Raw genomic sequence first — 24,224 nt, 5'->3', positions numbered from 1 at the left:
TTTAGCAGACTCCGTCTTGCGCTGACCACTCTTTGAAAAAAATCATATATTTTAAAAACTTTTATTGATTAGTCTGAAAATTAAATTTATTATAGAAGAGTACTCAACTGGTGCGACGGTGATGACCCCATTGCCCAGTTGGGTACTTTTTTTGTAAAAAATATTACATTTTACCTATCATAAAACTTTTTGTTTACATTTGAACCCATTTAATATTAAATTTGTAATAGAACTGTTACCATTTTTTTCGAACGTGAGACCCGACCTTAGACCTAGTTCTTTTTGCGACGGTCCGAAAAAACTTGTGAAATCCGCTTATAAATTGTAAAAACTGGCCGATAGTATGATTGTAGAAGCAATTTCGTCATCTTTGTCGGTTCAGATATGAGTCCATGGAAGGAGGAACCATCATTGAGTCAAACGCTATCCACTAAATCCCACCACTTGTCCACCGAACAGCAGAGGATGATCCACTGCATTCGCCTCCTCGGTGACTTGCTGAAGGAACGTCCGCGCCGCTCCGTCTATCGCCGTTTCGCGATGGAACAGAATTGGCCGTCTCCAGAGTCAATCATCCGTCAGTTCGGGTCATGGGCCGAGGCGCTCGCCATCGCCGGTTACGAGTGGCACGGGGAGACGACGGTCGAGCTCCCGGATAAGATGCCTAAGTACACACGTGACGACATCATCGAGACGCTCGCGCTCTATTCGCGTGACATGGGATCGATCATCACGCTCAAAAAGTATCAGGAATGGCGGAAGCTTCATCCGAAAGCGCCGAGCCATTACCATATCGTCAAGACGTTCGGTTCGTGGCACGATGCCTGCGCTGAAGCCGGTCTTGAAGCGAGCGTGACGTATTCGAAGTCGGAGCTCTCGAACGCGCTTCGAGAGGCGATTCACGAGATGGGCTTCTCTCTTTCCTTCGAGGCGTATCGCGAATGGGCGAAGCGGAACAACAAGCCATCGACGAAAGCAATCTTGCATCGCTACGGTTCTTGGTCGGCCGCGATCCATGCGGTCGAATCAGAAATTTTTAGTTCGAAATTATAATCCATCATACAAAAAGGAGAATCCCAGCGGATTCTCCTTTTTTCATTGGATGCGTTCGGTCGACGTATCGCGGTAATGGGCGACGCGGTCGCGGCCGTTGAACTTCGCCCCGACGTACATCGCCCGGTCGGCGTTCCGGAGCACGGTGTCGAGTTCTTCGTACTCATGGATCGTCTCGACGCCGATGCTCGCCGTCACGTTGATCCGCACTCCTTCCGTACCGAACGGATGGGCCTTTAGCGCCTGGCGAATCTTCTCCCCGGTCAAGATGGCCGCCTGTTCGTTCGTCCGCGGGAAGACGAACTCTTCTCCGCCGTACCGGGTGACGAGGTCCCCGGTCCGGACGAGCCTTGTGAATAGTGCCCCCGCCTCGATCAACACTTCGTCGCCGAACGCATGTCCATACGTATCGTTCACCGCCTTGAAGTGGTCGAGGTCGACTAAAAAGACGGACAGCGGGTAAGACGCGACGTCATTCATCCGCTCTTTCGTCCAGCGCCGGAGCGCCCGTTGGTTCGGGAGAGCGGTGAGCGGGTCGGTCAAACTCTCATGTTGCAACCGATCACGTTCGTCGATTCGCTCGAGCGACCACGACAACGTCTTCAACAGACGATGAATCTCGACAGCGAGCGCTTCTTCGTACGCCCCGTTCGCCGTCGTCGAGATCATGCAGCTGACGGCGTTCGTCGTGCTGCGCACCGGTTGGATGACGAGTGCCGATTGATGGAGTTCGGTCTGATGTACCAACAGCTCCGGATGCCACTCATGGAGCGAGTCATAGAGAAAGTACGTCTCCCCTGCGTCACGATGCCGTTCGAGCGTATAGGCGTCCGGCACGGCGCGGTCGGCGCGGCCGGTCATATCGTAAAACGTGCGGCTGCTGTCACGGTTGACTTGGAGCCAGCCCCGTTCCACTTCGACGATTTCCCGCAAGCCGTTCCAAAACTTCTCGATCAAGAGCGTTTCGCTGTCGACACGGTAGAGCTGTTCTTTCAATCGTTCGATCTGGTCGATTTTCGTTTGCGTCTCCTCGGTCTCCGTCGCTTTCGACAAGCTCATCTTGAGGAGCGACAACAAGAGGAACGTGGTCATCAAGCCGACGTAGCCGAACAGTTGATACGCCTCGATCGCCACCATCGTGAACAACAGCTCGAGCGAGACGACGAGCCAGTCGAACCGGAGCAAACGCCACATGATCGGAAGCGGGATGCGCTCCCCGATCAAGAATCGGGACAAGACGAAACTGAAGCCGAGGACGAGATAGAGGACGGCGAAGAAGGCGAGTAACGCCATCCCTTGTTCGAGCAAATGTACGGACGGGCCGATTTGTCCGCCGAGCCGCAAGTAGACGAGTCCCGGAATGAGGAGGATCATCGCCTCGATGAGCGTGTTCAGCGGATAGAAATGAAGGAACCGCCGCCGTCCGACCCGTTTCGTGAACGAGCGCGCTTGAAACGTCAACAGCAACAATTGGCCCATGATGAGCGCCGGGACGAGCCCGTAGAAGAAGAACGTCATGAAGACGAACATCTCGTGGAACGTGAAGTGAAGATGTCGGCGCTTGAGCGGATTCATGACGAACAAGGCGCCGAGTGTGTAGATGAACCAGAACAGCGTCCATTCGAACGCCCCCATGCTCTGCCATGTGGAATAGATGATTCCGGCAAAGACGAGCGACCACGACAACCAACTGCGTACGAGATACTTGCGGAATCGCATCGCCTTCCCTCCTTTTTTGTTAGCATTCTTTAACAGTATGAAGGGTTTTGGTGAAAGATTCCAGCCGTTGTTTGAAAGTTGTGACAATGAAAAGACCGTGGCGCGAGCCACGGCCAGACGTTATTTCGCTTTCAAGTACGAGATGCCGATTGAGCCGGATCCGGTATGGGCCCCGAGGAGCGGTGCGAGCGTGTCGACGCGGATCGGCACGTCGTCGCCGAGTTGCTGCTTCCACGACTCGGCCAGCTCCGGCACGTTGCCATGGAAAATCGAGACGTTCGTACATTCCCCTGACGCGATGGCGGCGCGAATCACTTCAAACAAGTGAGCTTGCGCTTTCTTGTACGTCCGTACCGTCTGATACGGGACGATGAGCCCGTCTTCGAAGCGGAGCACCGGTTTCAACTGGAGCATGTTGCCGATGAGCGCCTTCGATTTCGAGATACGGCCGCCTTTTTGCATTTGCGTCAAGTTTTGAATCGTCAACTCGATACGGACGTCTTCGACACGTTCTTTCATATAAGCCTCGACGTCTTCTAACGCATCTCCGCGCTCGACGCGCTCGATCAATTCCTCGAGCAACAGCCCCATCGTGTAGATGCCTGCGCGCGAGTCGATGGCGAGCAGTTTGAACTCGGCGATTTCGGCGCCTTGCACGGACGCCGAATATGTGCCGCTCAAATCAGACGACAAGTGGACGGCGATGCCCATGTCGTACGTCTGTTTCAACTCTTCGTAGAGCGTGACGAAGTCCCCGATCGCCGGCTGGCTCGTCGAGACGCGCTCGCCCGCGTCGATCCATTCGTATACCGTCTCGGCGTCGACTTCGATGCCGTCCTTATAAGGTGTATCCCCTTTGACGACGTAGAGCGGGACGATGTGGATGTCGGGATGTTGTTTGATCGAATCCGGGAGGACGACCGTGCTGTCCGTGATGTAAGCAATTTTCATAGTTAAACTCTCCTTCAATCAAAATTAGTACCTGGTAATATTATTTTATCACATATGAAACGGTTTCACTATTTTTTGAAAAATGTACCCGTCTTCCAGAAATGTTCAAACGTACCGGACAGGAAGCACCGGGAAACGGGTACATAATTAGCAACGGCCAAAGGAGGTTTTTCCCATGATTCGACTTGAAAACGTCCATAAAGTGTATAAAACGGGAGACGTCGAGACCGCGGCGTTGAAAGAGATCGATTTGACGATTCAAGACGGAGCGTTCGTCGTCATCTTAGGACCGAGTGGCAGCGGCAAGAGCACGCTCTTGAACGTCATCAGCGGACTCGACACGGTGACGTCCGGGAAGATCACGTTCGATGAGACCGTCCTGACCGACCTCACCCCGGAACAGATGACGGCGTTTCGGCGTGACCATCTCGGCTTCATCTTCCAGCAGTACAACCTGCTTCAAAATTTGACCGTCTATGAGAACATTCAAATCGGTGCCGATTTATCGAGCGAACCGCTGGCGATCGATGAACTGCTCGAGCAAGTCGGTCTACAAGGCGCGCGTGACAAATATCCGTATCAATTGTCCGGCGGGGAGCAACAGCGCGTCTCCGTCGCAAGGAGCCTCGCCAAAAATCCGTCCATCGTCTTTTGTGACGAACCGACCGGATCGCTCGATGAGGACAACTCGAAGCGTGTGCTCGAGCTGCTCGAACGGTTGAACGAGACGTATGGCAAAACGATCGTCGTCATTACCCACAACACCGGGATCGGTGCGATGGCCGACGACGTCATCAAGATGAACTCCGGGCGCATCGTCGAGTTGACGCACAACCCGGTTCGACAAGCCGCTCACGACATCCATTGGGGGTGAGACCGATGTCGTATAAAAACGTATGGAAGACGCTCGCCGGCAAATGGATGCAGCTCGTCGCCATCGCCGTCATCATCGTCATGAGTTCGCTCACGTACACGATGATGTTTTATGGCATCAGCGGCATCGAAGTCCCGACCGAAGACTATTTACAGTCCTCCAACCAAGAGGACTTCGCCGTCGAGATGTTGAACCGCGTCACCGAGGAAGAAACGGGCGACCCCGGCATCGCCGCCCTCGTCGCCGACGGCACATACACGCTCGCCGACTTGAAACGGCTCGCCCCGGACGCGTTCGATGCACTCATGGAGCGACGCATCGAGGCGGTCGCACAACAAATCCCTGACGCCACGCTCGAACTGCGTTCGTTCAAACCGATCTCTTACTCGTTCGAAAACCAGGAACACCGCGGCCTGATCTTAAAAGAAGCGGACACGATCAACTTGTCCTATCTTGAGGAAGGTTCACGCCCGAGCGCCGACGATGAAGTCGCCATCAACGCCAAATACGCCGAAAAGAACGACATCGCGATCGGCGACACGCTCGACTTCGGCACCCCGTTCACGGTGAGCGGGTTCGTCTTGTTCCCGGACTATACACTCCCGCTCTTTGACGACAACTTCTTCAACCTCGACGCCGGTACGCAGACGCTCCTCCTCATGACGGATGAAGCGTACGAGGCGACCGTCGCCCCGGAAGCGTTCCGGATTGCCGGCGTGACGGACAGCGACGTGCCCGACGTTGATTTGCCTTTCGTCATCTCGGTCATGGAAACCGAGAACATCATCCGGAGCGGGGCCATCTATAGCGAGATCTCGTCCGGGAAAGCGATGGCGCTCGGCTTGAGCCTCTTCATCGTCTCGATCGCCGTCATCATCGTCGGAATCCTCATCTCGAACATGCTTGAAGCCGAGCGCGGACAGATCGGGCTGTTGAAAGCGCTCGGTTATAGCCGACGCCAAATCGCGCTACCGTATTTAGTACTCATCTTGCTGTTCGCGACGATCATGCTCGTCATCGGCTACTTCCTCGGCCTCTATTTCGCCGAGCCGCTCAAAAACTTGTATCTCGATTTTTACTTGTTGCCGTCCATCACAATCGCCCAAAGCCCGCTCGTCTTCTTGACGGCCGTGTTCGCCCCGCTCCTTTTCTTCGCGCTCGTCGCCGGGGCCGTCATCTATAAAATCATGGGCGAGAGCGCCCTCGCCCTCCTGTCTCCTCGGGATAACTTGTCGCTCAATCGGCTCAGCCGCATCGTCAGCCGCTTGTTGCGTCGCGCCCGCGGCAAGACGAAGTTCAAATATTTATACGCCGTCAAGAGCACCGGCAGTTTCATCATCTTCTTTTTCGGCATCTTGTTCTCGACGCTCCTCATCGTCTTCGCCCTCATGATGAACGGGGCCGTCGATCGGATGACGGTCGGCGGATTGAACGAGGCCCGTTATGAGTATGAGGCGTACACGACGACCCAACCCGAACTGTTAGCAGGCCAAGAACCGTTCCTCACCTATCCGTTCGCGTTCGTCGACGACAAACTTGTCACGCTCAAAGGACTCGATGACGATAATACGCTCTATCAGCTGCGGGACCGGTCGGGAGATGTGTTGACCGTCTCACAAGACGGCGTCATCGTGTCTGAACCGCTCGCGTTGAAACAACGCCTCGCTGTCGGCGACACGCTCGACGTCTCGTTCGATGGGGAGAAAGTCTCTTACAAAATCGTCGGGATCGCCGACGACTTCTCCGGTGACATCGTCTACTTGCCGCGGACCGAGTTGAGCGAGACGTTATCAGATGGCGCCTCCCGCGATTTGTTCAACGGGATTTATGCGATCGAGCGTCCGAGCGGGTCGGACTATCCGACGATCTTGTCACGCCAAGGCATGATGGAGCAGTCCGAGTCCATTAACGAGTATATGAACTTGATGATGAACGTCATGATCGGCGGCTCCGCCTTGATTGCGTTCAGTATCCTGTTCGTTTTGACGGCATTGACCGTCGAGAAGAACTATTACGTCATCTCGCTCTTAAAAGTGATGGGATACAATCGGCGCGAGGTCCGTTCGATGATTCTCGACAGCTATTTCGTCTACGCGCTCGTCTCGGCGCTCCTCAGCATCCCGATCGCGATTTTGACGCTGCGGCTCATCGTCCTCGTCTTCGCCGAAGATTACGGGCTCGTCCTCCCGCTCGAGTTCGAATGGCGATACGCGGTCTACACGCTCGCCGCAGTCACGATCCTCTTCTTCGCGAGCACGTTCGTCAGCCGAAGAAAAATCGACCAAATCCCGCTCCAAGAAGTATTGAAGACATATCAAGAATAATTTGCCTCGAAATAGGGCATAATAAGAGAAGAGACCGGGCCTCTCTCAAGAGAGGCCCAACTATTTAGAAGAGGATGATTCATATGAACCGTACACAAGTGTTGCTCGCCATCCCAGGAAACTGGTCATCGGCCGAGGCAGTCAACGAACAAATCAGTTTACATAGCGAAGGCTACACGATGGCAGGCCTGCTGTTGCTCGAAGATGAGACCGGCAAAGCGTTCACGGTCGAAGTCATCGAACGTGACCCGGCGCTCGCCGAGGCGATGATTCATGCGAGCACGAGCGGCTTCACGCCGAAAGTCGCGAAAGGACTCGCCCGTCACACGCACATCGTCTACTTGATCGTCGACGTGAACGACGTGTCCGACATCGCGGCGGCCCGTCGCGCGGCGAACGCGCTCTTGAACGCCGGCGGACTCGGCGTCATGGTCGAGACGGCAGGCGTCGCCTACTCGAAAGATGAGTGGCAAGAGTCGAAAGAAGAAGACCTCGCCCTCGACTATTCGCTCCTCACCGCGATCACGGAAGAAGAGACATCGTACATGTCTTGGGGCATGAAGGCGTTCGGCCAAGCCGACGTCGCCGTCCCATCGACGATTGAAGTCGAAGACGCGATCCACGTCATCCACTCGTTCAACTTCCACTTGATCTCAGGCGGCTCGATGTTCGGCGACGGCGACAGCTTCGCGTTCGAGGACGGCAAGTCGTTCACGGTCGAGATGGGTGAAGACGAGCGGACGTCGATCGACAACTTGCTCCACAACCCGTTCGGCTTGATTTACCTCGTGCCGCAAACAACTGAAGGCTAAGCAAAATAATCGATAGAACAAAACAAGAGCTCACGGACTTTCGTCCGTGGGCTCTTGTTTCGGTTGTGCCGGCATCTGAAGCGGCAAGAAATAATGGTCGCACCCTTCCCATCCTAACTGCCCGCTCAACAAATCGAACGACGTGCGGAAGAAGGACTGGACGTCCCCATCCGCTGCGTGCTCGAGCGACAAAAAACATTCGCTCAGCGAGGCGTCGAAGTAAGCGGACGCGGGTTGGAGACGCTCCGACGGGAGTTCCGTGTATTGGAACGGATACGGCAAAACGAAAAACGTCGGCACGTCGACGGACGCATCCCCGAGCCAAAAACCGAACTCGATCATCGGCTCGTCGAACGCCGCCTGTTCGATGACCAACTCTTTCAGGAACGGTTCATGTGCGTTATAAACGATGAGCGACGAGACGTCGAACGTGCCCCAAAACAACGCCGGCATCACTTTCCGGCACCGGAGCGGGGCGAGGAACACGGCTTGCTCCCGCGCCGCGTATTGGAACAGGCGAACACCTTTCTGTGCGGCGACGGCGTCATAGGCGAGCGGCGTCTCGTCCCGGTCGAGCCACCACGTGTCGCGCATTTCTTGCGATTTCGGGTTGATGGCGACCGTGACACCCGCTGCACGAAGCGGGTCAAGGATCGCCTCGTAATAGGTGTGAATCGACGTCCCTATCTCGAGCGGGATGACGGTCGTGTCGGTCTCGATTCGCACCGTGATCACCGAGGCGAATACATCGACCTCAACTTCAAACAACGTCTCCCCGCTAAAGAGCGGTCCGGTCGAGAAGCCTCTCACCGTGAGCGGCAACGTGACGTGAGCCCATTGCGGTTGTTGCGGGGCCAAGGCAAGCTTGAGTTTCCCCATGATTTGTGACACGAGGTGGAGCGTGAGCTTTGTATCCGCCCATTCCGAGTGGCGTAGCATGTCCATGTTGCATTCCCTCATTTCTCCGATGACCGTGCGACAAACAAAAAATCCACAGACGGGTGTCTGTGGATCATTCGCGCATCTGTTGAAGACGCTCGAGCTGGTGCGCCAATTCGCCGATTGGGACGAACCGGGCCCGGCGTAGCATCTCTTTCCCATCTATGAAGTACAGAACGACCGGTACCGTGAAAATCGAATAGGCGCCGGCGATGTCCGGCACCTCGTCCGAATCGACCGCGACAGACGCAATGTGAGGAAACGCCGTCAGCATCTCCTCGACTTGCGGTTTGAGCGCGTGACAGACGCTGCAACCCGGGTGCGAGACGTAGACGAGCAACTGCTCCGTGTTCGCGATCCGCTCGTTCAAGGCGTCAAGTGTCATCACTACCTCCATGTCGTTCCCTCCTTTTTGTTTACGCGTCGAGCCAGAGCACACCGACCGTCTCAAATCCGGCGTGAACCGCGATTGACGGGCAGAAGCGCGTTTTCACGACTTCAAGGTCCGGCAATTTCGATTCGATGAGCGCGACGAGATCGTCTTGCATCTGCGGTGCGAGCGCCGTCTGGACGAAGACACGGTTGTCCTTCACCCCGTTCGCGGCGTGACGACGTTCGAGCTCGGTCACCATCTCAGCGTACGCTTTCTTCAGTGAACGTGCCTTTTTGAACGGGATGACTTTCCCCGCCTCGTCGAGCGTGATGATCGGCTTGATGTTCAAAATGTTGGCGAGGAACAGTTCACCTGACGAGACGCGGCCGCCGCGGCGCATCGTCTCCATGTTGCCGATGATCATGAAGAAGTTCTTCTTGTCGCGCCACGCCTCGAGCAAGGCGACGATCTCTTGCGGTGACTTGCCTTCTTCCTGAGCGGCACGTCCGATACGGACGAGTTCTTGTTGCGCCTCGAGCGCGGCATGCGAGTCGACCGTGTAGACGGTGAAACCGGCCGCTTCGGCGGCAGCACTCGAATTTTTCACCGTCGAGCTCAAGCCGTTCGAACAGTGGACGGCGATGGCACAGTCGTATCCGTCTTCTTTCAACCGTTCATAACGCGCGATGAAGTCGCCGAAGATCGGTTGCGACGTCTTCGCCTCTTTCTTTTGGTCGATCATATAACGGTGCAAGTCTTCGAGCGACAAGTCGACCTCGCTGTAGCCGCTCCCGTCGACGATCAGTTGAATCGGGACGATTTCGACCCCAAGCTTGGCCGCCTCCTCTTTCGAAAAGTTGGCCATACTATCTGTGATCCATGCGATTTTTGTCATAAGTACAAATCCTCCGTTAGTCGTTCGTTTTTGTCCTCTCTCATTATACCTTATTTCACCCGTCACTTCCCCGATGAAAAAAGCAGCGCGATAAGAATCGCCCTGCCTGTCGTCATTTCGTCGATATGAGTTTCGTGTGCGCGAACTCGTCATGCGGGAGCTCGACGTCTTTGTTCGACTTCATCTGTTGGAGCGCCCGGAGGAGCGGGAGCCCGAGCGTCGCTGGATAGACGACGTCTTTATACAGCGTCCGTTTCACGACTTGTTCGAGCGAGAGCGGGCGACCATCTTGGCTCACGACTTTGATGCCGACGACTTGGTCGCCGATCGTCTGTCCGTTCTTGTTCAAGAGGAAGTACACTTCTCCGGCGATCATGACGAGCGTCGGTAAGTAATACCGCTTCACTTCTTTTCCGGGCCGAAGCTTTTTACGGATCGCTTTCTCGACGAGCTTGGCCGGGGTTTGAAAGATCAGTTGGTCGATTTGACTGGCGACGGCGCGTTTCCAAATTGGGACTGCCACGTTCATCATCCTTTCGTTTCGGTTCTAGCCTTTCAATTCCTCTTTTGGCTTCGCTTGAAACGCCGAAAACGGGCAACCGGAACGGGCGAACAAGTTCGGCGTGACGATCTTGTCCTCATAATGTTGATGGAAGACGTGCGTCGCGGCCGGCGAGAGCGGCGGGATGAGCCAGCTCCATTGACCGGTCACGGCGCGCCCGGCGTCCGTCTCGTTCTTCTCGAACCGTTTGAACTGTTTGGCCGCCGTATGGTGGTCGACAATCGTCACGCCGGACCGCTCGAACGACTGTAAGACGGCGACGTTCAGTTCGACGAGCGCCCGGTCACGCCAGAGCGTCCGTTCTTTCGTCGTGTCGAGTCCGAGCGAGGCACCGACGAGCGGCAACAAGTTGTAGCGATCCGTATCGGCCAAGTTGCGGGCTCCGATCTCCGTCTCCATGTACCAGCCGTTGAACGGGACCGAGGTGAAGCGCACCCCGCCGATCTCGAGCTCCATGTCGGCGATGGCCGGGACGGCGTGCCACTTGACCGTCCTTCCGTCAAACAAGTCGTGGTCGTCATGTGTGATCTCGACTTCGAGCACCGCGTCATCCGGCAGCTCGTACAGTCGTATATCTTTACCGTCTGTCAGGATGAGCGGCAACATGTCAAACGCCGTCCCGGCACCGCGCCATCCGAGGCGTTCGGCTTGGCGTGTCATGTCGAGCGACAACGGATCCCCGAGGATGCCGTCCTCGGTCTCGTACGCCGCATAGCGGACGAGCTGACTGTTCAAAAGACGGAACTCGTTCGGGAGCACCGTCATCGTTGAACGGATTTTCCCACCGTTCGTGGCGAAACGTAAGTGGTCGACGAGCTGTTCGAACACGTCGTCAAACGTCGTCACATGCCGGGCGTCACGGACGGTGAGCGTCTGCCAGAACAAGCGGCCGATGCATCGGTTCGAATTGCGCCAGGCCAGTTTCGCCCCTTCGGTCAGCTCTTCGGTCGTGAGCGTATACGTGCCGGTCCGCTCGATTTCTGCTTCGACTTCGAGCAGTCGCTCGGTCTGGTCCCCTGTCAGTTGTGAAAAAAAGTGTCGGGCTGCCTGTACCATCATGTCTGTCTCCTCTTCTTATCTGTCCCTTCCATCTTAAGTGAAACCCGTCCCGTTTTTCTACCCGCACGCAATACAAAAAAGCGAGCCGATGTGCCGGCTCGCTGTCATCCTTTGAATTTTTCAATCCATTGGTCCAAACATTTGATGTGAATATTCGTCCCATGGTCTCACTCGTTACGGTTGTTTCACGACGACCGTCGCGTACGCCGGCACGTCGACATAGCCCGAGACGCGTTTGAGCGTCTTCGTTCCTGCCTGATTGCCGTCGACGATCACGCTCCACTGCCCAGTCGGGAGTTTCACTTTGACCGTTTTCGCGTTGGCGTTATGCGTGATGAACAAGTCTTTCTTCTGTCCTGGTGCCTTGTCGTCAATCAAGTACGTGATGACGTTCGGCTCAGAACGGTAGAACTTGACGTTCTTCTTCACGTCTTTCGCGTCCGTCATGCGAAGGCCCGGGTTGGCTTTACGCATCTCGATCAAGCCTTTCATGTACTGGACGTCCGCCTTACGGTCGGCGGCGCGTTTCCAGTCCATCTGGTTGATGCGGTCTGGCGACTTGTACGAGTTGTGATCGCCTTCTTTCGTCCGCATGAACTCTTGGCCGGCGTGGATGAACGTCGTCCCTTGGCTCGTCAAGAGGATGCTCGAGGCGAGACGGTGCATCTTCGTACGGTCCGCTTCAGACGTCTCCGGGTTCGTCAACTCGAGCTTGTCCCAGAGCGTGTGGTTGTCGTGCGCTTCGACGTACGTGATCGCCTGTGTCGGTTGTTTCGTGAAGCCTTTGATGTCCGCGTTGTAATCGATCTCGCCGACGATGCCGGTCTTGATGCGATTTTCGAGGCCATCTTTGCCGTTGATGAAGCCGTTGTCCGTGTCGATAAAGACGCTGCCTTTCAAGCCGTCACGGATGTTGTCGTTAAAGTGCGCGACACCTGGCATCTTGTAGGCGTTCTTCTGGTTCGCCTTCAAAGCCGGGTCGAGCGGTGTGCCGAGGTCCCAGCCTTCGCCGAAGACGAGGATCGACTTGTCGACCTTGTCGAGCGCTTGGCGGACTTTGTTCATCGTGTCGACGTCATGGATACCCATGAGGTCGAAGCGGAACCCGTCCCACTTATACTCGGTTGCCCAGTACACCGTCGAGTCGACGATGAGCTTTTGCATCATCTTGCGCTCCGAAGCTGTGTCGTTCCCGACGCCTGTCCCGTTCGCGAAATCGCCGCCTGCCGTGTAACGGTAGTAATAGCCTGGCACGATCTTATGAAGGTTCGAGGCTTGCGCGTCGAACATGTGGTTGTAGACGACGTCCATGACGGCACGCAAGTTGTGGTCGTGGAGTCCTTGGATCATCTCTTTCAACTGCATGATGCGGACTTTCGCGTCGTACGGATTCGTCGAATACGAACCTTCCGGCGCGTTATAGTTTTTAGGGTCGTAGCCCCAGTTGTATTTCGCGTCCGGGTTCGTCTCGTCGACCGATGCCGTGTTATAGTCGTACACCGGGATGAACTGGACGTGCGTCACACCGAGGTCTTTGACGTGGTCGAGACCCGTCTTCGTATCCGTCTTCTTACCGTTCTCGATCAAACGCGTGCCGGGTTGAACGACACCGAGGTATTTGCCTTTATGGCGGATGCCTGAGTCGTACGTGTTCGACGTCACATCGAAGATCGAGAAGTCACGGACGTGTGTCTCGTAGATGATCGCGTCCGTCGATTGCTTCAATTGTGGTTTCATGTTGTTCCAACGTTTCGGGTTCGTCTCTTTCAAGTCGACGATGACCCCTTGATCGCCGTTCACACCGACCGCTGTCGCGTACGGGTCGACCGCGCGGATGCTGCCCGAGGCGTGCGTCACGTTGTACGTATAGCCGATGCCGTCGAGGTCACCGCGTACTTCCGCGATCCACGTGCCACGGTCCCCACGCTTCATTTGAATCGTTTTCTTCATGTCTTTGTCGTTTGCCGGACGGTCTTTCGGCATGTTCCAAAGCTCGAGTTTGACGTCTTGTGCCGTTGGTGCCCACAAGACGAAGTTCGTCTTCGACTTTTGGTACGTGATGCCGAGCTTACCGTCATACGCATACTTCGCGTCAAATTCTGGTGAGCGGAGCACGTCGCCCGCTTGGAGCACGCGTTCCCCGAACGTCGGGTGCGTCGCCGTGATGACTTTCGTCAAATCGATGTCTTCGTTGAAGTGAACCGTGACCGATTTGTCGCCCGTCACCTCGACCGATTTCACGTTCGCGCCGTCGACTTTCAGTTCGCTCGCGAACGATGCCTCGATGGCGCGGTTGAGCGTGAGCTTCGCCGTGCGGAACGTCGTCGCCTCGAACGCCACGATTTTCGGTGAGCGATCGATTTCAGGCTCAGCATAATAAATTGTCGACTCGCCTTCGACGAGCCAAATCTCTTTCGCCGTGCTGAGGGCAAAGCGGTCTTCGCCGTCTTTCTCGGCCCACTCGCCTTTTTTCGTGATGAGGCCGATGAGCTGTTTCGCGTCCGGGTTCGCGAACTTCACGTTCGCCACAGCGCCAAACTCGTCCGTCTCATCGAACGCGATACTCTGTCCGTCTCCGCCGTCCGGCCAAGTCCAAAGACCCCAGTCCGTGTATGTATTATCATAGCGGAAATAGTGTACTTTCATGTCGACTTCCGTCTTCGCCGTGTCCCCGTCCGGGTTCGACGTGTAAATCTTCGAGTCCCCCGACTTGATCCACACTTCGGCGACACCGTCTTTGATCATGTCGCTCGTGATGAAGCGGTCGTTCTCAGACCCTTTGTCTTTGTCCCAATTGTCCGTGCGGACGATGAGACCGAGTCGTTCCGGTGAATCGACCGGGAATTCATAGGCCGCCACCTTGCCGAAGTCGTCCTCACCGTTGAAGGTGAAGCCTTTATTCGGGAAATAATCTGGGCCGTTCGCCCAAAGCCATAAGTTCCAATCCGTCTGGTTGCCAGGCGCCTCTTGATAGTGGACGACGACTAACGTCGACTTCCCTTTGTCGAGGGCAGAAGCTGACATCGGAAACATCGACAGAATTAGTGCAAACGTTAGCACAACTGCCCATACTGGTTTCCATTGCTTGTTGACCATGTGGGTCCCTCCTTGTAGCATAAAATTTGAGAAAACGCTTACACAAAAATTGTAAACGTTTCCTTTTGGGAATTCAATGTTTTTCTAATCTAACACCTAACGATTCCCACTTCACACCATCGGTTAGAAAACCTCCTTCATTTTCCAATTAGAAAACGATTGCATTTTCGCTCGCTTGGACCCTATATAGAAGTTAGAGGAGGAATTTTTAGCTCATGTCATTCACGAATCTCATCAACAACTTGATCGCCAACGCGAGTCTTCTGCTCGTCGGCCTCTATATCATCTCCCGCGTCACGAAGCTCGGGTTCACGACGAAACTGCCGATCCGGCGCCAAGTGACGATCTCCTTTTTACTCGCTGGACTGTCCATTTTAATCACGTTGCACGGCGTGCTCTGGAACGCCCAGGCCGACTTCCAATACGGTTTCGTCCCGCTCATCATCGCCGCGCTTTACTTCGGAATGCCCGGTATACGGATCACATATGTCTCCAGTATCCTCGTCTTGCCGTTCATCTTGTCAGAGACGTTGCTGTTGATCACATTCCTCGACTACACGCTCGCTGCCGGCGGGGCAATCGTCTATATGCATCTACGGGAACGCATTGAACCGACACGCGACATTCGCATCGTCAACGCGATCAGTCTCGTCTTTATTAGTGTGTTATCAATGTTAAATTTTAACAATTACGACCACTCTACGACGTACTTCTTGTCCTTGATCGCGTTCGTCCTCATCGGCTATTCGGCCGGATTCGTCCTCCACATCGTCTACGGCGGGATGCGCAAGATGCAACGGTCGGAGCGGCTCATCACGAAATATAAGGAAGCCGCCTTCACCGACGCGCTCACCGGTCTAGGCAACCGGAGGCGTTTCGATGAAGAGATGAAACGGGTCGACGAAGAAGTGTTCACGAGTCCGCAAGACGTCGCCTTGCTCCTACTCGACATCGACCATTTCAAATCGATCAACGATACATACGGCCACGACGCCGGGGACGCCATCTTGATCGAACTCGGGCATCGTTTGGCCGAGACGGCGCGCGCCGACGACATGGTGTGCCGCAATGGGGGCGAAGAGTTCTCCGTGCTGTTGGCCGACTGTAACTTGTCGCAAGGGTTCGTCATCGGCAAGCGCTATTTGCGGCAAATCTCCGAGACACCGTTCCCCTTGCCGGACGGCTCTTCGGTCGACCTCACCGTCTCGATCGGTGTCGCGAGCACGTCCGAGGCGAAAGTCGTCACGTCGACGCAACTGATCAAGAAAGCGGACGTCGGCTTGTACGTCGCCAAGCGGAGCGGCCGCAACCGGCTCGGCAAATGGAGTGAATTGAAAGCGAACTAACCCCGGTGCCGCGCGCCGGGGTTAGTTCGCATTTATCGATTAGTTGACGGTCGTTCGAGAGCATCGTCCGTGGCGCCGTAGACTCCTTAGGGAATTGCAAGCAAAGGGAGACCCAGCAGCGTTAAGCGATGCGGCTCCCTGCTTGCCCTAGGAAAGCGAAGGCGCCAAAGGACGAGCGCTAGATCCTTCTTTATAAACCAAAAAACGGCGCCCGAATCACTCGGACGCCGTCTGGGTCAATTCCCGTACTTCTTGAACAATTGATAGTTCTTGTTGCCGCCTGACAAATTGTACACGTCGGTGAACCCGAGGTTACGAAGCACGTTTTGCGCCGCGTTCCCCGTCACCCCGCCGTTGCAGTAGACGACGGTCGGCTTGTCTTTGTCCATGTCTTTAGCCGCTGTGCGCAAATCGCCGAGCGGAACGTTGACCGCGCAGTCGACGCACGCCTTCTCAAACTGCGCCGCTTTACGCGTATCGATGACTTGCATATCTTCGCCCGCATCGATCCGCTTCTGCAACTCTGCCGGCGTGATGAGGCGCGCCGCTTCGTCCATGCTGTTCGCGAGCACCATGCCCGTATACATGACCGGGTCTTTCGTCGTCGAGAACGGCGGTGCGTACGCGAGGTCGAGGTGGAACAAGTCATCGACTTTCGCCTTGAACGTCATCGCCGTGACGAAGACATCGATGCGCTTGTCGACCCCTTCAAAGCCGACGATTTGAACACCGAGCAACTGGCGTGTCGCCCGGTCGCCGATCGCTTTGATCGTCAAATCTTTCCCGCCCATATAGGCCGGTTTGTCCGGCTTCGTGTTATGGAGCACTTCGACATCATAGCCGAGCTCACGGGCTTCCCGCTCCGAGAGACCCGTCTGCGCGACGGCTAGGCCGAACACTTTGAAGATGCCCGTCCCGAGGATACCGCGATGCTCGAGGTCGCCGCCCGTCAACAAGTCGCCGAGGGCACGGCCCATCTTGTTCGCCGTCGAACCGAGCGGACGCCAAATCGGCTTACCTGTCACGAGTGAGAAGCTTTCAGCGACGTCACCGGCCGCGTAGACGTTGTCGACGTTCGTCTCCATCCTCTCGTTGATTGCGATCGCGCCCGTCTCGCCGATCGTGACGCCGATCGACTTGGCGAGTTCCGTGTTCGGCCGCACACCGACCGACAGGATGACGAGGTCCGTGTCAATCGTCTTGCCGCTCTCCGTGACGACACGTTCGACGTGCCCTTCCCCGACGAGCTCCGTCACCGTCTCGCCGAGCAACAGCTCGATGCCGTTCTTCTCGAGATGCTCTTCGACGCGGCACGCCATGTCCTTGTCGAGCGGCGGCATCACTTGCGGGATGCGTTCGATGACCGTGACGTCGACACCGCGCAGCTTGAGCTGCTCGGCCATTTCGAGCCCGATGAACCCGGCCCCGATGATCGTCGCATGTTTCGGGTTCGTCGCATCGACGAAGTTTCGTGTCGCTTCCGCGTTCTGGATGTTCCGGATCGGGAAGACGTTGTCCGAGTCGACACCCGGGATCGGCGGGATGATGCTCGAGGCGCCGGTGGCGAGGACGAGTCGGTCATACGTGTCCGTGAACGTCTCCCCCGTCTCGAGGTTCTCGACTGTGAGCGTCTGTGCGTCCTTGTCGATCGCCGTCACGTTATGGCGCGTCAACACATCAAGCTGATAGCGCTTCTTGAAGAAAGCCGCGTCACGCGGGGTCAAATCATCGCGCGATTCGACTTCGCCGCCGACGTAATACGGAATGCCGCAACCAGAGTACGAGATGTCGTAATCGCGGTCGTAAATCGTGATTTGTGCGTCTTCGTTATTTCGACGTGCCTTCGCCGCGACCGACGTCCCGGCAGCGACTGAACCAATGATGACCAATTTCATAAAAAAACACTCCTTAGTAAAGTAGTAGGCTGATATATAGTCCAAGTAACGTGATCGCAAGCGTTGGGACCGTCAAGATGATCCCGACTTTAAAGTACTGTCCCCAACCAATCTTCAGTCCTTTCGACCGGAGCACGTGAAGCCAGAGCAGCGTCGCGAGCGACCCGATCGGTGTGATCTTCGGACCGAGGTCGGACCCGATGACGTTCGCATAAATCAATGCTTCTCGAATCTGACCTGACGTATTCGTCAAATCGATGGCGAGCGCGTCGATCATGACGGTCGGCATGTTGTTCATGACTGATGACAAGATAGCGGCTAAGAAGCCCATCCCGAACGTCGCCGTGAACGCGTTGACGGCGAACCAGTCAATGAAGTTAGCGAGCACTTGCGTGAGTCCAGCGTTTTGCAACCCATAGACGACGATGTACATGCCGAGCGAGAAGAAAACGATCGCCCAAGGCGCCCCGCGCAGGACGGACCGAGTCGGCACGGCCGGTGAACGGTTCGCCATGATGAGGAAGAACAGCGAGATGACGCCTGCGACGAGCGAGACCGGGATGCCGACGATGTCACTCGTGAAATAGCCGATGACGAGCAGGGCGAGCACGACCCACGACAGGCGGAACATCTTATGGTCTTTAATGACCGAGGCCGGCACGGCGAGTTTGGACAAGTCGTACTGTTTCGGGATATCTTTCTTGAAGTACAAGTACAACACGAGCAAGCTTCCAGCGACGGCGAAGAAGTTGACGAACACCATCCGGGACGCATATTCGGCGAACCCGATGCCGAAGAAGTCGGCCGAGACGATGTTGACGAGGTTCGAGACGACGAACGGGAGACTCGCCGTGTCGGCGATGAATCCAGACGCCATGACGTACGCCAATACGACCGCGTCCGGCAGCTTGAGCGCCCGCACCATCGCGAGGACGATCGGCGTCAAAATGAGCGCCGCCCCGTCGTTCGCGAACAGCGCCGCGACGAGTGCGCCGAGTAGCGTGATATAGACGAACAGCTTGACGCCGCCGCCTTTTGCGATGCGAGCCATATGTAGAGCGGCCCATTCGAAAAATCCAATCTCATCCAAGATGAGCGAGATGACGATGATGGCGATAAAGGTGAACGTCGCGTTCCAAATGATGCCCCACACCGTTCCGACGTCATCGAAATTGACGACCCCGGTGATGAGGGCGATGGCCGCCATCCCCATCGCCGAGTAACCGATGCCGAGGCCTTTCGGTTGCTTGATGATGAGGAAAAGTGTCACCAAAAAAATGATACTAGCGATCCACTGCACAATGAGTTCCTCCAATAATTCTCTATTTTTTTAGCAAGTCTGCTGCAGACCACGGAGCACGAGGCTCGCGCCGTCTTCGGTCGACTCGACGTCGAGCGTGACGTTCTCGGCCATCGTCTCGGCGTCTTTGGCAACGGCGAACGTGAGTCCATCGAAGTCTTTGACGTCGTCCGTCGCTTCTGGCGCGGCGACGACCAGACCGAGCGTCGGACCACAGCACCCTGTTTCTGTGCAGATGCGGACCGCTTTCGTTTCTTCCTCGGTCAGTGCCGCTTTCATAAAGTCGATCGCTTCATTTGTAACGTTCATTTGACTTCCTCCTTGAGTAGTTGGGATAGTGCCGGATAACCGACCGGCAATTGTTCTTGCCACGATAACAATGTCGGGCGTGGATACGCGTGCACACGTTCAAGCCACGGTGACTCGCTCGCGATTTTCGCCGTCAGCAGCTTGCTCGTCACGTCGAGCGGGGTGAACGATTGGTTGACGACCCAGGCGAACGGGTGAATCTCGGCCCGTTTCAAATCGACGACGAGACGTTCCGCTTCATACACCGGTGTCGCCTCTGGGAGCGTCGTGATGACGACGTGCGTCTGTTTCGGGTCACGAAGCTTCGGCAACAAATCACGCACCGCTTCCGGGACGACACCAGTCGAGCGTTCGAGCTCACGGTGATAGCTCTCGGTCGCGTCCAAGAGGAGAAGCGTATGACCGGTCGGCGCCGTGTCGATGACGACGAAGCGGTCTTTCGCTTTCGCCACTTGATCGGCGAAGGCGCGGAAGACGGCGATCTCCTCGGTGCACGGCGAACGCAAGTCCTCTTCGAGCATCATGCGTTGCTCGTCGTTCATGTCCCCAGCTTCCCGGAACACGTCCATCCGGTACTTCTCGATCTCGACTTTCGGGTCGATCGCGTCGACCGTGAACGTCGACGGCACGTCTTCGCCGATCGTGAAGGCGACGTGCGCCGCCGGGTCGGTCGTCGTCAAGTGGACCGCATGGCCCCGTTCGCTGAGTGCGACGGCAATGAGCGAGGCGAGTGTCGTCTTGCCGACCCCACCTTTCCCCATCGTCATGACGACGCTCGGTCCGTCCGCTTCCATCGCATCGACGAGCGTATCGATCGAGCCGTAACGGCTCGCGTCATACGTCTTGTCCGGGACGGAGACCGTCTCCCCGTTCACCCAGCGGCGTAAGGCCGGCACGCCGACCAAGTTCTCGTACGCATACGGGAGCGTGAACGTCTCGAGATGGGCGACGGCTTCTGGAAGTTCGCCGAGCGCTTGTTGTTGCCGTTCGATGAACCGTTTCGTATAGCGGTCTGTCCCTTCTTCTAATGCGACGACGCCGTTGATGACGAGTTGCATCCGCTCGATCCCGATGGCGTGAAGCTCGGTCGCGGCCCGTGCCGCCTCGACGAGCGTCGAGACTTCAGGGCGGGCAACGAGGAGCAACGTCGTCTTCTCTCCGTTCGACAACGTCTCGACCGCTTGCTTATATTGGTTTTGCTTATCCGCAAGACCTGCGAGCGGACCGAGGCAAGACGCACCGGTCGTGTTCGTCTCTAAAAATTCATCCCACGCACTCGGCAACGTCAATAACCGCAACGTATGCCCGGTCGGCGCCGTATCAAAGATGACATGATCGTACGCCTCCCTCGCCTTTTCTGACGTCAACAGCTCGGTGAACTGGTCGAACGCCGCAATCTCGACCGTACAGGCGCCAGACAGCTGTTCTTCCATCGACTGGATGGCGACGTCCGGGAGCACGCCGCGATACGGTCCGACCATGCGTTCCATATACTGTTTGGCCGCCTCTTCCGGGTCGAAATTCGCAATCGAGAGCGCGGTGCCAGGCACCGTCCGCGGCGTCTCGTCAAGTTCCATCTCGAACACGTCCTGCAGATTGCTCGCCGGGTCGGTCGAGACAAGCAAAATGCGCTTGCCGCGGTCAGCGAGCGTCAAGGCAAGACTTGATGCGGTCGACGTCTTGCCGACGCCGCCTTTTCCCGTCAAAAACACGTAACGGGTCGGCTCGATCGTCTGAAAATCAAAGCGGTCCATAAGCATCCTCCTTATTTTTTGAGCGTGATGCGCACTTTCGGCTTCTCTCCGTCTTGTTTTGCGAACGCCGTGACCGGCAGTCCCGTCAGTTCGGCGATCTCATCGTTCGTCAAATAGGCGCCGCGCTTGACGATTGTGCCGTCGATGACGGTGAGCGGAAGCGTATCAAGCCCTTTCGCGATCTCGGCTTGCACGTGCGCGTTCTCGACGAAGCGGTTCGGTTCTGAGGCGAGATTGTAACGGGCGACGTCAAAGCCACGTTGTTTCAACACGTAATGGACGGTCGCGATGCGCGTCAGTTCTGGGTCGATCGACGGACCGCACAGTCCGGTCGGACAGCACATGGCCGGTTCGAACACTTCTAGTTTCATTTTCGTTTCCCCCTTAAATGGCACAGTCGGTCTCACAGCCACAGTCCGCCACGTCCGTCTCAACGTTGTTCAATAACTCGATGACGATCGGATAAAACGGGCTCGTCTCGTTCAATCGATAGTGGATCCACTGTTTGTCGCGGCGCTCCAAAAGAAGCCCCGCTTGCCGCATCATCTTCAAGTGACGGCTGATGGCCGGCTGTGAGATGTCGAAGCAGTCGACGAAACTGCAGGCGCATTGTTCGCCGTCTTGCATCTGTTTCAACATCGTCAACCGCGTCGCGTCGCCGAGCACTTTGAGCACCTTGCTCAACTCTTCTGCTGTATGCATCTTCATTCTCCTTTATCGTATAACTAAATCGTTATATAACCTTTACGTTATGAAATTAACATAGTTTTTAACGAGAAGCAATTGTCTTTCCTGAAAAAGTTGGGTATGATAAACGACGTTGTGAAAACATGTGTCGGTCGAACGACTTCTTTCATATAATGCGACGTTTGATCTTCGTGAGACTCGGAGGTCAAAGTCAAAAATATATAGAGAGGTGTGTTCTTTTGGAAAAACTAAATACAGTAAGACAAGATTGGCTCGGAAACGTCCGGGCCGACGTATTGGCGGGATTCGTCGTCGCGCTCGCCCTCATCCCCGAGGCGATCGCGTTCTCCCTCATCGCCGGTGTCGATCCGATGGTCGGGCTTTACGCCTCGTTCATCATCGCGATGGTCATCTCGATCGCTGGGGGTCGGCCGGCCATGATTTCGGCCGCGACCGGTGCGATGGCGCTCGTCATCGTCTCGCTCGTCGCCGATTACGGGTTGCAGTATTTACTCGCTGCCGGGATACTCGCCGGGATCATTCAAATCGCGCTCGGTTACTTCGGCATCGCCCGGTTGATGAAATTCATCCCGCGTGCCGTCATGGTCGGCTTCGTCAACGCCTTGGCGATCTTAATCTTCCAGGCGCAGTTGACGAACTTTGAAGGTGAGAGCTGGATCATTTGGGCGCTCGTCGCCGGATCGCTCGCCATCATCTTCTTGTTCCCGCGCATCAACAAAGTCATCCCGGCGCCGCTCGTCGCCATCGTCGTCATGACGATTTTGGCGGTCACGCTCGGGCTCGAGACGAAAAACATTAGCGACATGGGGACGATCTCCGCAACGCTGCCGGAATTTTTATTCCCGAACGTCCCGTTGACGTTTGAGACGTTGATGATCATCCTCCCTTACTCGATCTCCCTCGCATTCGTCGGATTGATCGAGTCGCTCTTGACGGCACAAATCGTCGACGACATGACCGGTACGGATTCGAATAAGAACCGCGAATCGAAAGGTCAAGGCATCGCCAACATCATCGCCGGTTTCTTCGGCGGGATGCCAGGTTGCGCGATGATTGGCCAATCGGTCATCAACGTCTCGTCCGGGGCACGCGGCCGCCTGTCGACGTTCGTCGCCGGACTCGCCTTGTTCATCATGATCATGACGATGAGCGACATTTTAATGCTCATCCCGATCGGCGCCCTCGTCGGCGTCATGTTCTTCGTATCATACGCGACGTTTGATTGGGGTTCACTCAAGCGTCTCCGGACGGCCCAAAAATCGGACACGGTCGTCATGCTCGTCACGGTACTCGTGACGGTCATCACGCACGACTTGTCGCTCGGTGTGTTCGCCGGGATTTTGACGGCGGCGATCCTCTTCGCTGCGAAAATCTCGAAAGTCGAGCTTGACCGTGAAGTGGAGCAAGATCGCGCCCGTTACACAGTGAACGGACAACTGTTCTTCGCCTCGACGTCCGATTTCGTCACCCGATTCGATCTTGAAGAAGACGCGGAAGCTGGCATCAAGCACGTGACGATCGACTTCATCAACACGCATCTGTGGGACGACTCGGCCATCGAAGCCATCGATAAAATCGTCTTCAAATACCGCGCGCTCGGCATCGAACCGGAACTGTTGAACTTGAACAAAGACTCGGAGAAGCTGCTCAACACGCTCGCACTGCATTTGAAGCAACAAGATGCGAACGCCGGACATTGATGAAATTTCTATCCGTCACGTCGGTCAATCGCATATACTAAAAAGAGACTGTCTGAAAGAGGAGGACTTGTATGGGAAAGGTATTTATCGCGGCAGACGGTTCTGCCCACTCAAAACGAGCGCTTGAGAAAGCGATTCAACTCGCCAAGGCGTCAAACGCTTCGATCGATCTCGTTCACGTCGTCAGCGCGAAAGAGTCGAAAGAAGCCGCGCTCAACTCGACAGGCAAGATCGACCTCGAGACGAAACGGAAACGCATGTTGCAGCCGCTCTTCGACTTGATCGAAACAGAAGGTGTCGAGTATGAGTATATCGAGCTCCGTGGTGAGCCGGACGTCGAGCTCGTCAAATACGCCAACCACGAGCCGTACGAGTACGTCGTCGTCGGATCGCGCGGGTTGAACGCGTTCCAAGAGTTCGTGCTCGGCAGCGTCAGCCACAAGCTCGCCAAGCGGGCGCTCGCCCCTGTCATCATCGTCAAATGAACACGGCCCTTTCTCCATTGCGAGAAAGGGATTTTTTGTGTCCGATACAGGAACTGACCGCCAGATGTGG

General features: G+C 55.9%; 21 protein-coding genes. 7 read left to right on the top strand and 14 right to left on the bottom strand.

The genetic code is table 11. The annotated features are described in order from the left end of the window. The first annotated feature begins 411 nt into the window (after nucleotides 1-411). Complete coding sequence (locus P398_RS0106315; protein WP_231557560.1) at nucleotides 412-1,053, top strand: homing endonuclease associated repeat-containing protein; 642 nt, start codon at nucleotides 412-414, stop codon at nucleotides 1,051-1,053. A gap of 42 nt (nucleotides 1,054-1,095) precedes the next feature. Here P398_RS0106315 and P398_RS0106310 read toward each other — a convergent pair whose 3' ends face one another. Together P398_RS0106310 and P398_RS0106305 are read right to left on the bottom strand one after the other, a co-directional pair. Continuing rightward, nucleotides 1,096-2,772 carry a GGDEF domain-containing protein gene (locus P398_RS0106310; protein ID WP_029334499.1) on the bottom strand — a complete coding sequence of 559 codons (1,677 nt, stop codon included), beginning with the start codon at nucleotides 2,770-2,772 and terminating at the stop codon, nucleotides 1,096-1,098. A 120-nt stretch (nucleotides 2,773-2,892) separates the two neighbouring features. Further along, nucleotides 2,893-3,723, bottom strand: coding sequence for a DegV family protein (locus P398_RS0106305; protein ID WP_024370576.1), 831 nt, complete (start codon nucleotides 3,721-3,723; stop codon nucleotides 2,893-2,895). A 175-nt stretch (nucleotides 3,724-3,898) separates the two neighbouring features. Here P398_RS0106305 and P398_RS0106300 point away from each other — a divergent pair, with 175 nt between their 5' ends. The 3 genes from P398_RS0106300 to P398_RS0106290 all read left to right on the top strand — a co-directional run bounded on the left by P398_RS0106300 (nucleotide 3,899) and on the right by P398_RS0106290 (nucleotide 7,733). Next, the gene (locus P398_RS0106300; protein WP_029334498.1) at nucleotides 3,899-4,597 is read left to right on the top strand and encodes an ABC transporter ATP-binding protein; all 699 of its coding nucleotides are present in this window, start codon (nucleotides 3,899-3,901) and stop codon (nucleotides 4,595-4,597) included. 5 nt (nucleotides 4,598-4,602) lie between these two features. Beyond that, the gene (locus P398_RS0106295; RefSeq protein ID WP_029334497.1) at nucleotides 4,603-6,921 is read left to right on the top strand and encodes an ABC transporter permease; all 2,319 of its coding nucleotides are present in this window, start codon (nucleotides 4,603-4,605) and stop codon (nucleotides 6,919-6,921) included. An 83-nt stretch (nucleotides 6,922-7,004) separates the two neighbouring features. Beyond that, a complete protein-coding gene (locus P398_RS0106290) occupies nucleotides 7,005-7,733 on the top strand; it encodes a hypothetical protein (RefSeq protein ID WP_024370579.1) in 729 nt (242 codons plus the stop codon). 30 nt (nucleotides 7,734-7,763) lie between these two features. Here the strand turns inward: P398_RS0106290 and P398_RS0106285 are convergent, their stop codons facing one another. The 6 genes from P398_RS0106285 to pulA all read right to left on the bottom strand — a co-directional run bounded on the left by P398_RS0106285 (nucleotide 7,764) and on the right by pulA (nucleotide 14,657). After that, nucleotides 7,764-8,678, bottom strand: a complete 915-nt coding sequence (locus tag P398_RS0106285; RefSeq protein WP_029334495.1) for a DUF5996 family protein — start codon at nucleotides 8,676-8,678, stop codon at nucleotides 7,764-7,766. A gap of 67 nt (nucleotides 8,679-8,745) precedes the next feature. Beyond that, nucleotides 8,746-9,069 carry a thioredoxin family protein gene (locus P398_RS0106280; RefSeq protein ID WP_029334494.1) on the bottom strand — a complete coding sequence of 108 codons (324 nt, stop codon included), beginning with the start codon at nucleotides 9,067-9,069 and terminating at the stop codon, nucleotides 8,746-8,748. Between the two features lie 19 nt (nucleotides 9,070-9,088). Beyond that, nucleotides 9,089-9,940 carry a DegV family protein gene (locus tag P398_RS0106275; RefSeq protein WP_024370581.1) on the bottom strand — a complete coding sequence of 284 codons (852 nt, stop codon included), beginning with the start codon at nucleotides 9,938-9,940 and terminating at the stop codon, nucleotides 9,089-9,091. Nucleotides 9,941-10,052: 112 nt separating this feature from the next. Then, a complete protein-coding gene (locus tag P398_RS0106270) occupies nucleotides 10,053-10,469 on the bottom strand; it encodes an RDD family protein (RefSeq protein ID WP_228617182.1) in 417 nt (138 codons plus the stop codon). Nucleotides 10,470-10,487: 18 nt separating this feature from the next. Then, nucleotides 10,488-11,561: a nitric oxide synthase oxygenase gene (locus tag P398_RS0106265; RefSeq protein WP_034798968.1), complete on the bottom strand. Its 1,074-nt coding sequence runs from the start codon at nucleotides 11,559-11,561 to the stop codon at nucleotides 10,488-10,490. Between the two features lie 174 nt (nucleotides 11,562-11,735). Further along, nucleotides 11,736-14,657 (bottom strand): type I pullulanase, encoded by a 2,922-nt coding sequence (gene pulA, locus P398_RS0106260; RefSeq protein ID WP_029334492.1) that lies wholly within the window; start codon nucleotides 14,655-14,657, stop codon nucleotides 11,736-11,738. Nucleotides 14,658-14,872: 215 nt separating this feature from the next. Between pulA and P398_RS0106255 the strand changes: the two genes are divergently transcribed. Further along, nucleotides 14,873-16,003 carry a GGDEF domain-containing protein gene (locus tag P398_RS0106255; protein ID WP_029334491.1) on the top strand — a complete coding sequence of 377 codons (1,131 nt, stop codon included), beginning with the start codon at nucleotides 14,873-14,875 and terminating at the stop codon, nucleotides 16,001-16,003. A gap of 236 nt (nucleotides 16,004-16,239) precedes the next feature. Here P398_RS0106255 and P398_RS0106250 read toward each other — a convergent pair whose 3' ends face one another. Genes P398_RS0106250 through P398_RS0106225 form a run of 6 tightly spaced genes read right to left on the bottom strand, consistent with a single transcriptional unit; the run spans nucleotide 16,240 to nucleotide 21,963 of the window. Continuing rightward, nucleotides 16,240-17,898, bottom strand: coding sequence for an FAD-dependent oxidoreductase (locus P398_RS0106250; protein WP_029334490.1), 1,659 nt, complete (start codon nucleotides 17,896-17,898; stop codon nucleotides 16,240-16,242). A 13-nt stretch (nucleotides 17,899-17,911) separates the two neighbouring features. Then, nucleotides 17,912-19,198, bottom strand: a complete 1,287-nt coding sequence (locus P398_RS0106245; RefSeq protein ID WP_034798965.1) for an arsenic transporter — start codon at nucleotides 19,196-19,198, stop codon at nucleotides 17,912-17,914. Nucleotides 19,199-19,228: 30 nt separating this feature from the next. Then, nucleotides 19,229-19,507 carry a Fe-S cluster assembly protein HesB gene (locus P398_RS0106240; RefSeq protein WP_029334488.1) on the bottom strand — a complete coding sequence of 93 codons (279 nt, stop codon included), beginning with the start codon at nucleotides 19,505-19,507 and terminating at the stop codon, nucleotides 19,229-19,231. After that, on the bottom strand, nucleotides 19,504-21,261 hold the full coding sequence (arsA, locus tag P398_RS0106235) for an arsenical pump-driving ATPase (RefSeq protein WP_029334487.1): 1,758 nt from the start codon (nucleotides 21,259-21,261) through the stop codon (nucleotides 19,504-19,506). The genes P398_RS0106240 and arsA overlap by 4 nt, the downstream gene beginning before the upstream one ends. 11 nt (nucleotides 21,262-21,272) lie before the next feature. Further along, complete coding sequence (gene arsD, locus P398_RS0106230) at nucleotides 21,273-21,632, bottom strand: arsenite efflux transporter metallochaperone ArsD (protein WP_029334486.1); 360 nt, start codon at nucleotides 21,630-21,632, stop codon at nucleotides 21,273-21,275. A gap of 13 nt (nucleotides 21,633-21,645) precedes the next feature. Next, a complete protein-coding gene (locus P398_RS0106225; protein ID WP_034798959.1) occupies nucleotides 21,646-21,963 on the bottom strand; it encodes an ArsR/SmtB family transcription factor in 318 nt (105 codons plus the stop codon). A gap of 224 nt (nucleotides 21,964-22,187) precedes the next feature. Between P398_RS0106225 and P398_RS0106220 the strand changes: the two genes are divergently transcribed. Both P398_RS0106220 and P398_RS0106215 read left to right on the top strand, forming a co-directional pair. Beyond that, nucleotides 22,188-23,669: a SulP family inorganic anion transporter gene (locus P398_RS0106220; protein WP_029334484.1), complete on the top strand. Its 1,482-nt coding sequence runs from the start codon at nucleotides 22,188-22,190 to the stop codon at nucleotides 23,667-23,669. A 71-nt stretch (nucleotides 23,670-23,740) separates the two neighbouring features. Then, nucleotides 23,741-24,154 (top strand): universal stress protein, encoded by a 414-nt coding sequence (locus P398_RS0106215; RefSeq protein ID WP_029334483.1) that lies wholly within the window; start codon nucleotides 23,741-23,743, stop codon nucleotides 24,152-24,154. The last annotated feature ends 70 nt before the right edge of the window (nucleotides 24,155-24,224 follow it).

Origin of the sequence: Exiguobacterium aurantiacum DSM 6208 (assembly GCF_000702585.1) — a bacterium.
Classification (GTDB): domain Bacteria; phylum Bacillota; class Bacilli; order Exiguobacteriales; family Exiguobacteriaceae; genus Exiguobacterium; species Exiguobacterium aurantiacum.
Note: the sequence above shows the minus strand (reverse complement) of the source record. Positions and strands in the feature narration are given on the sequence as shown.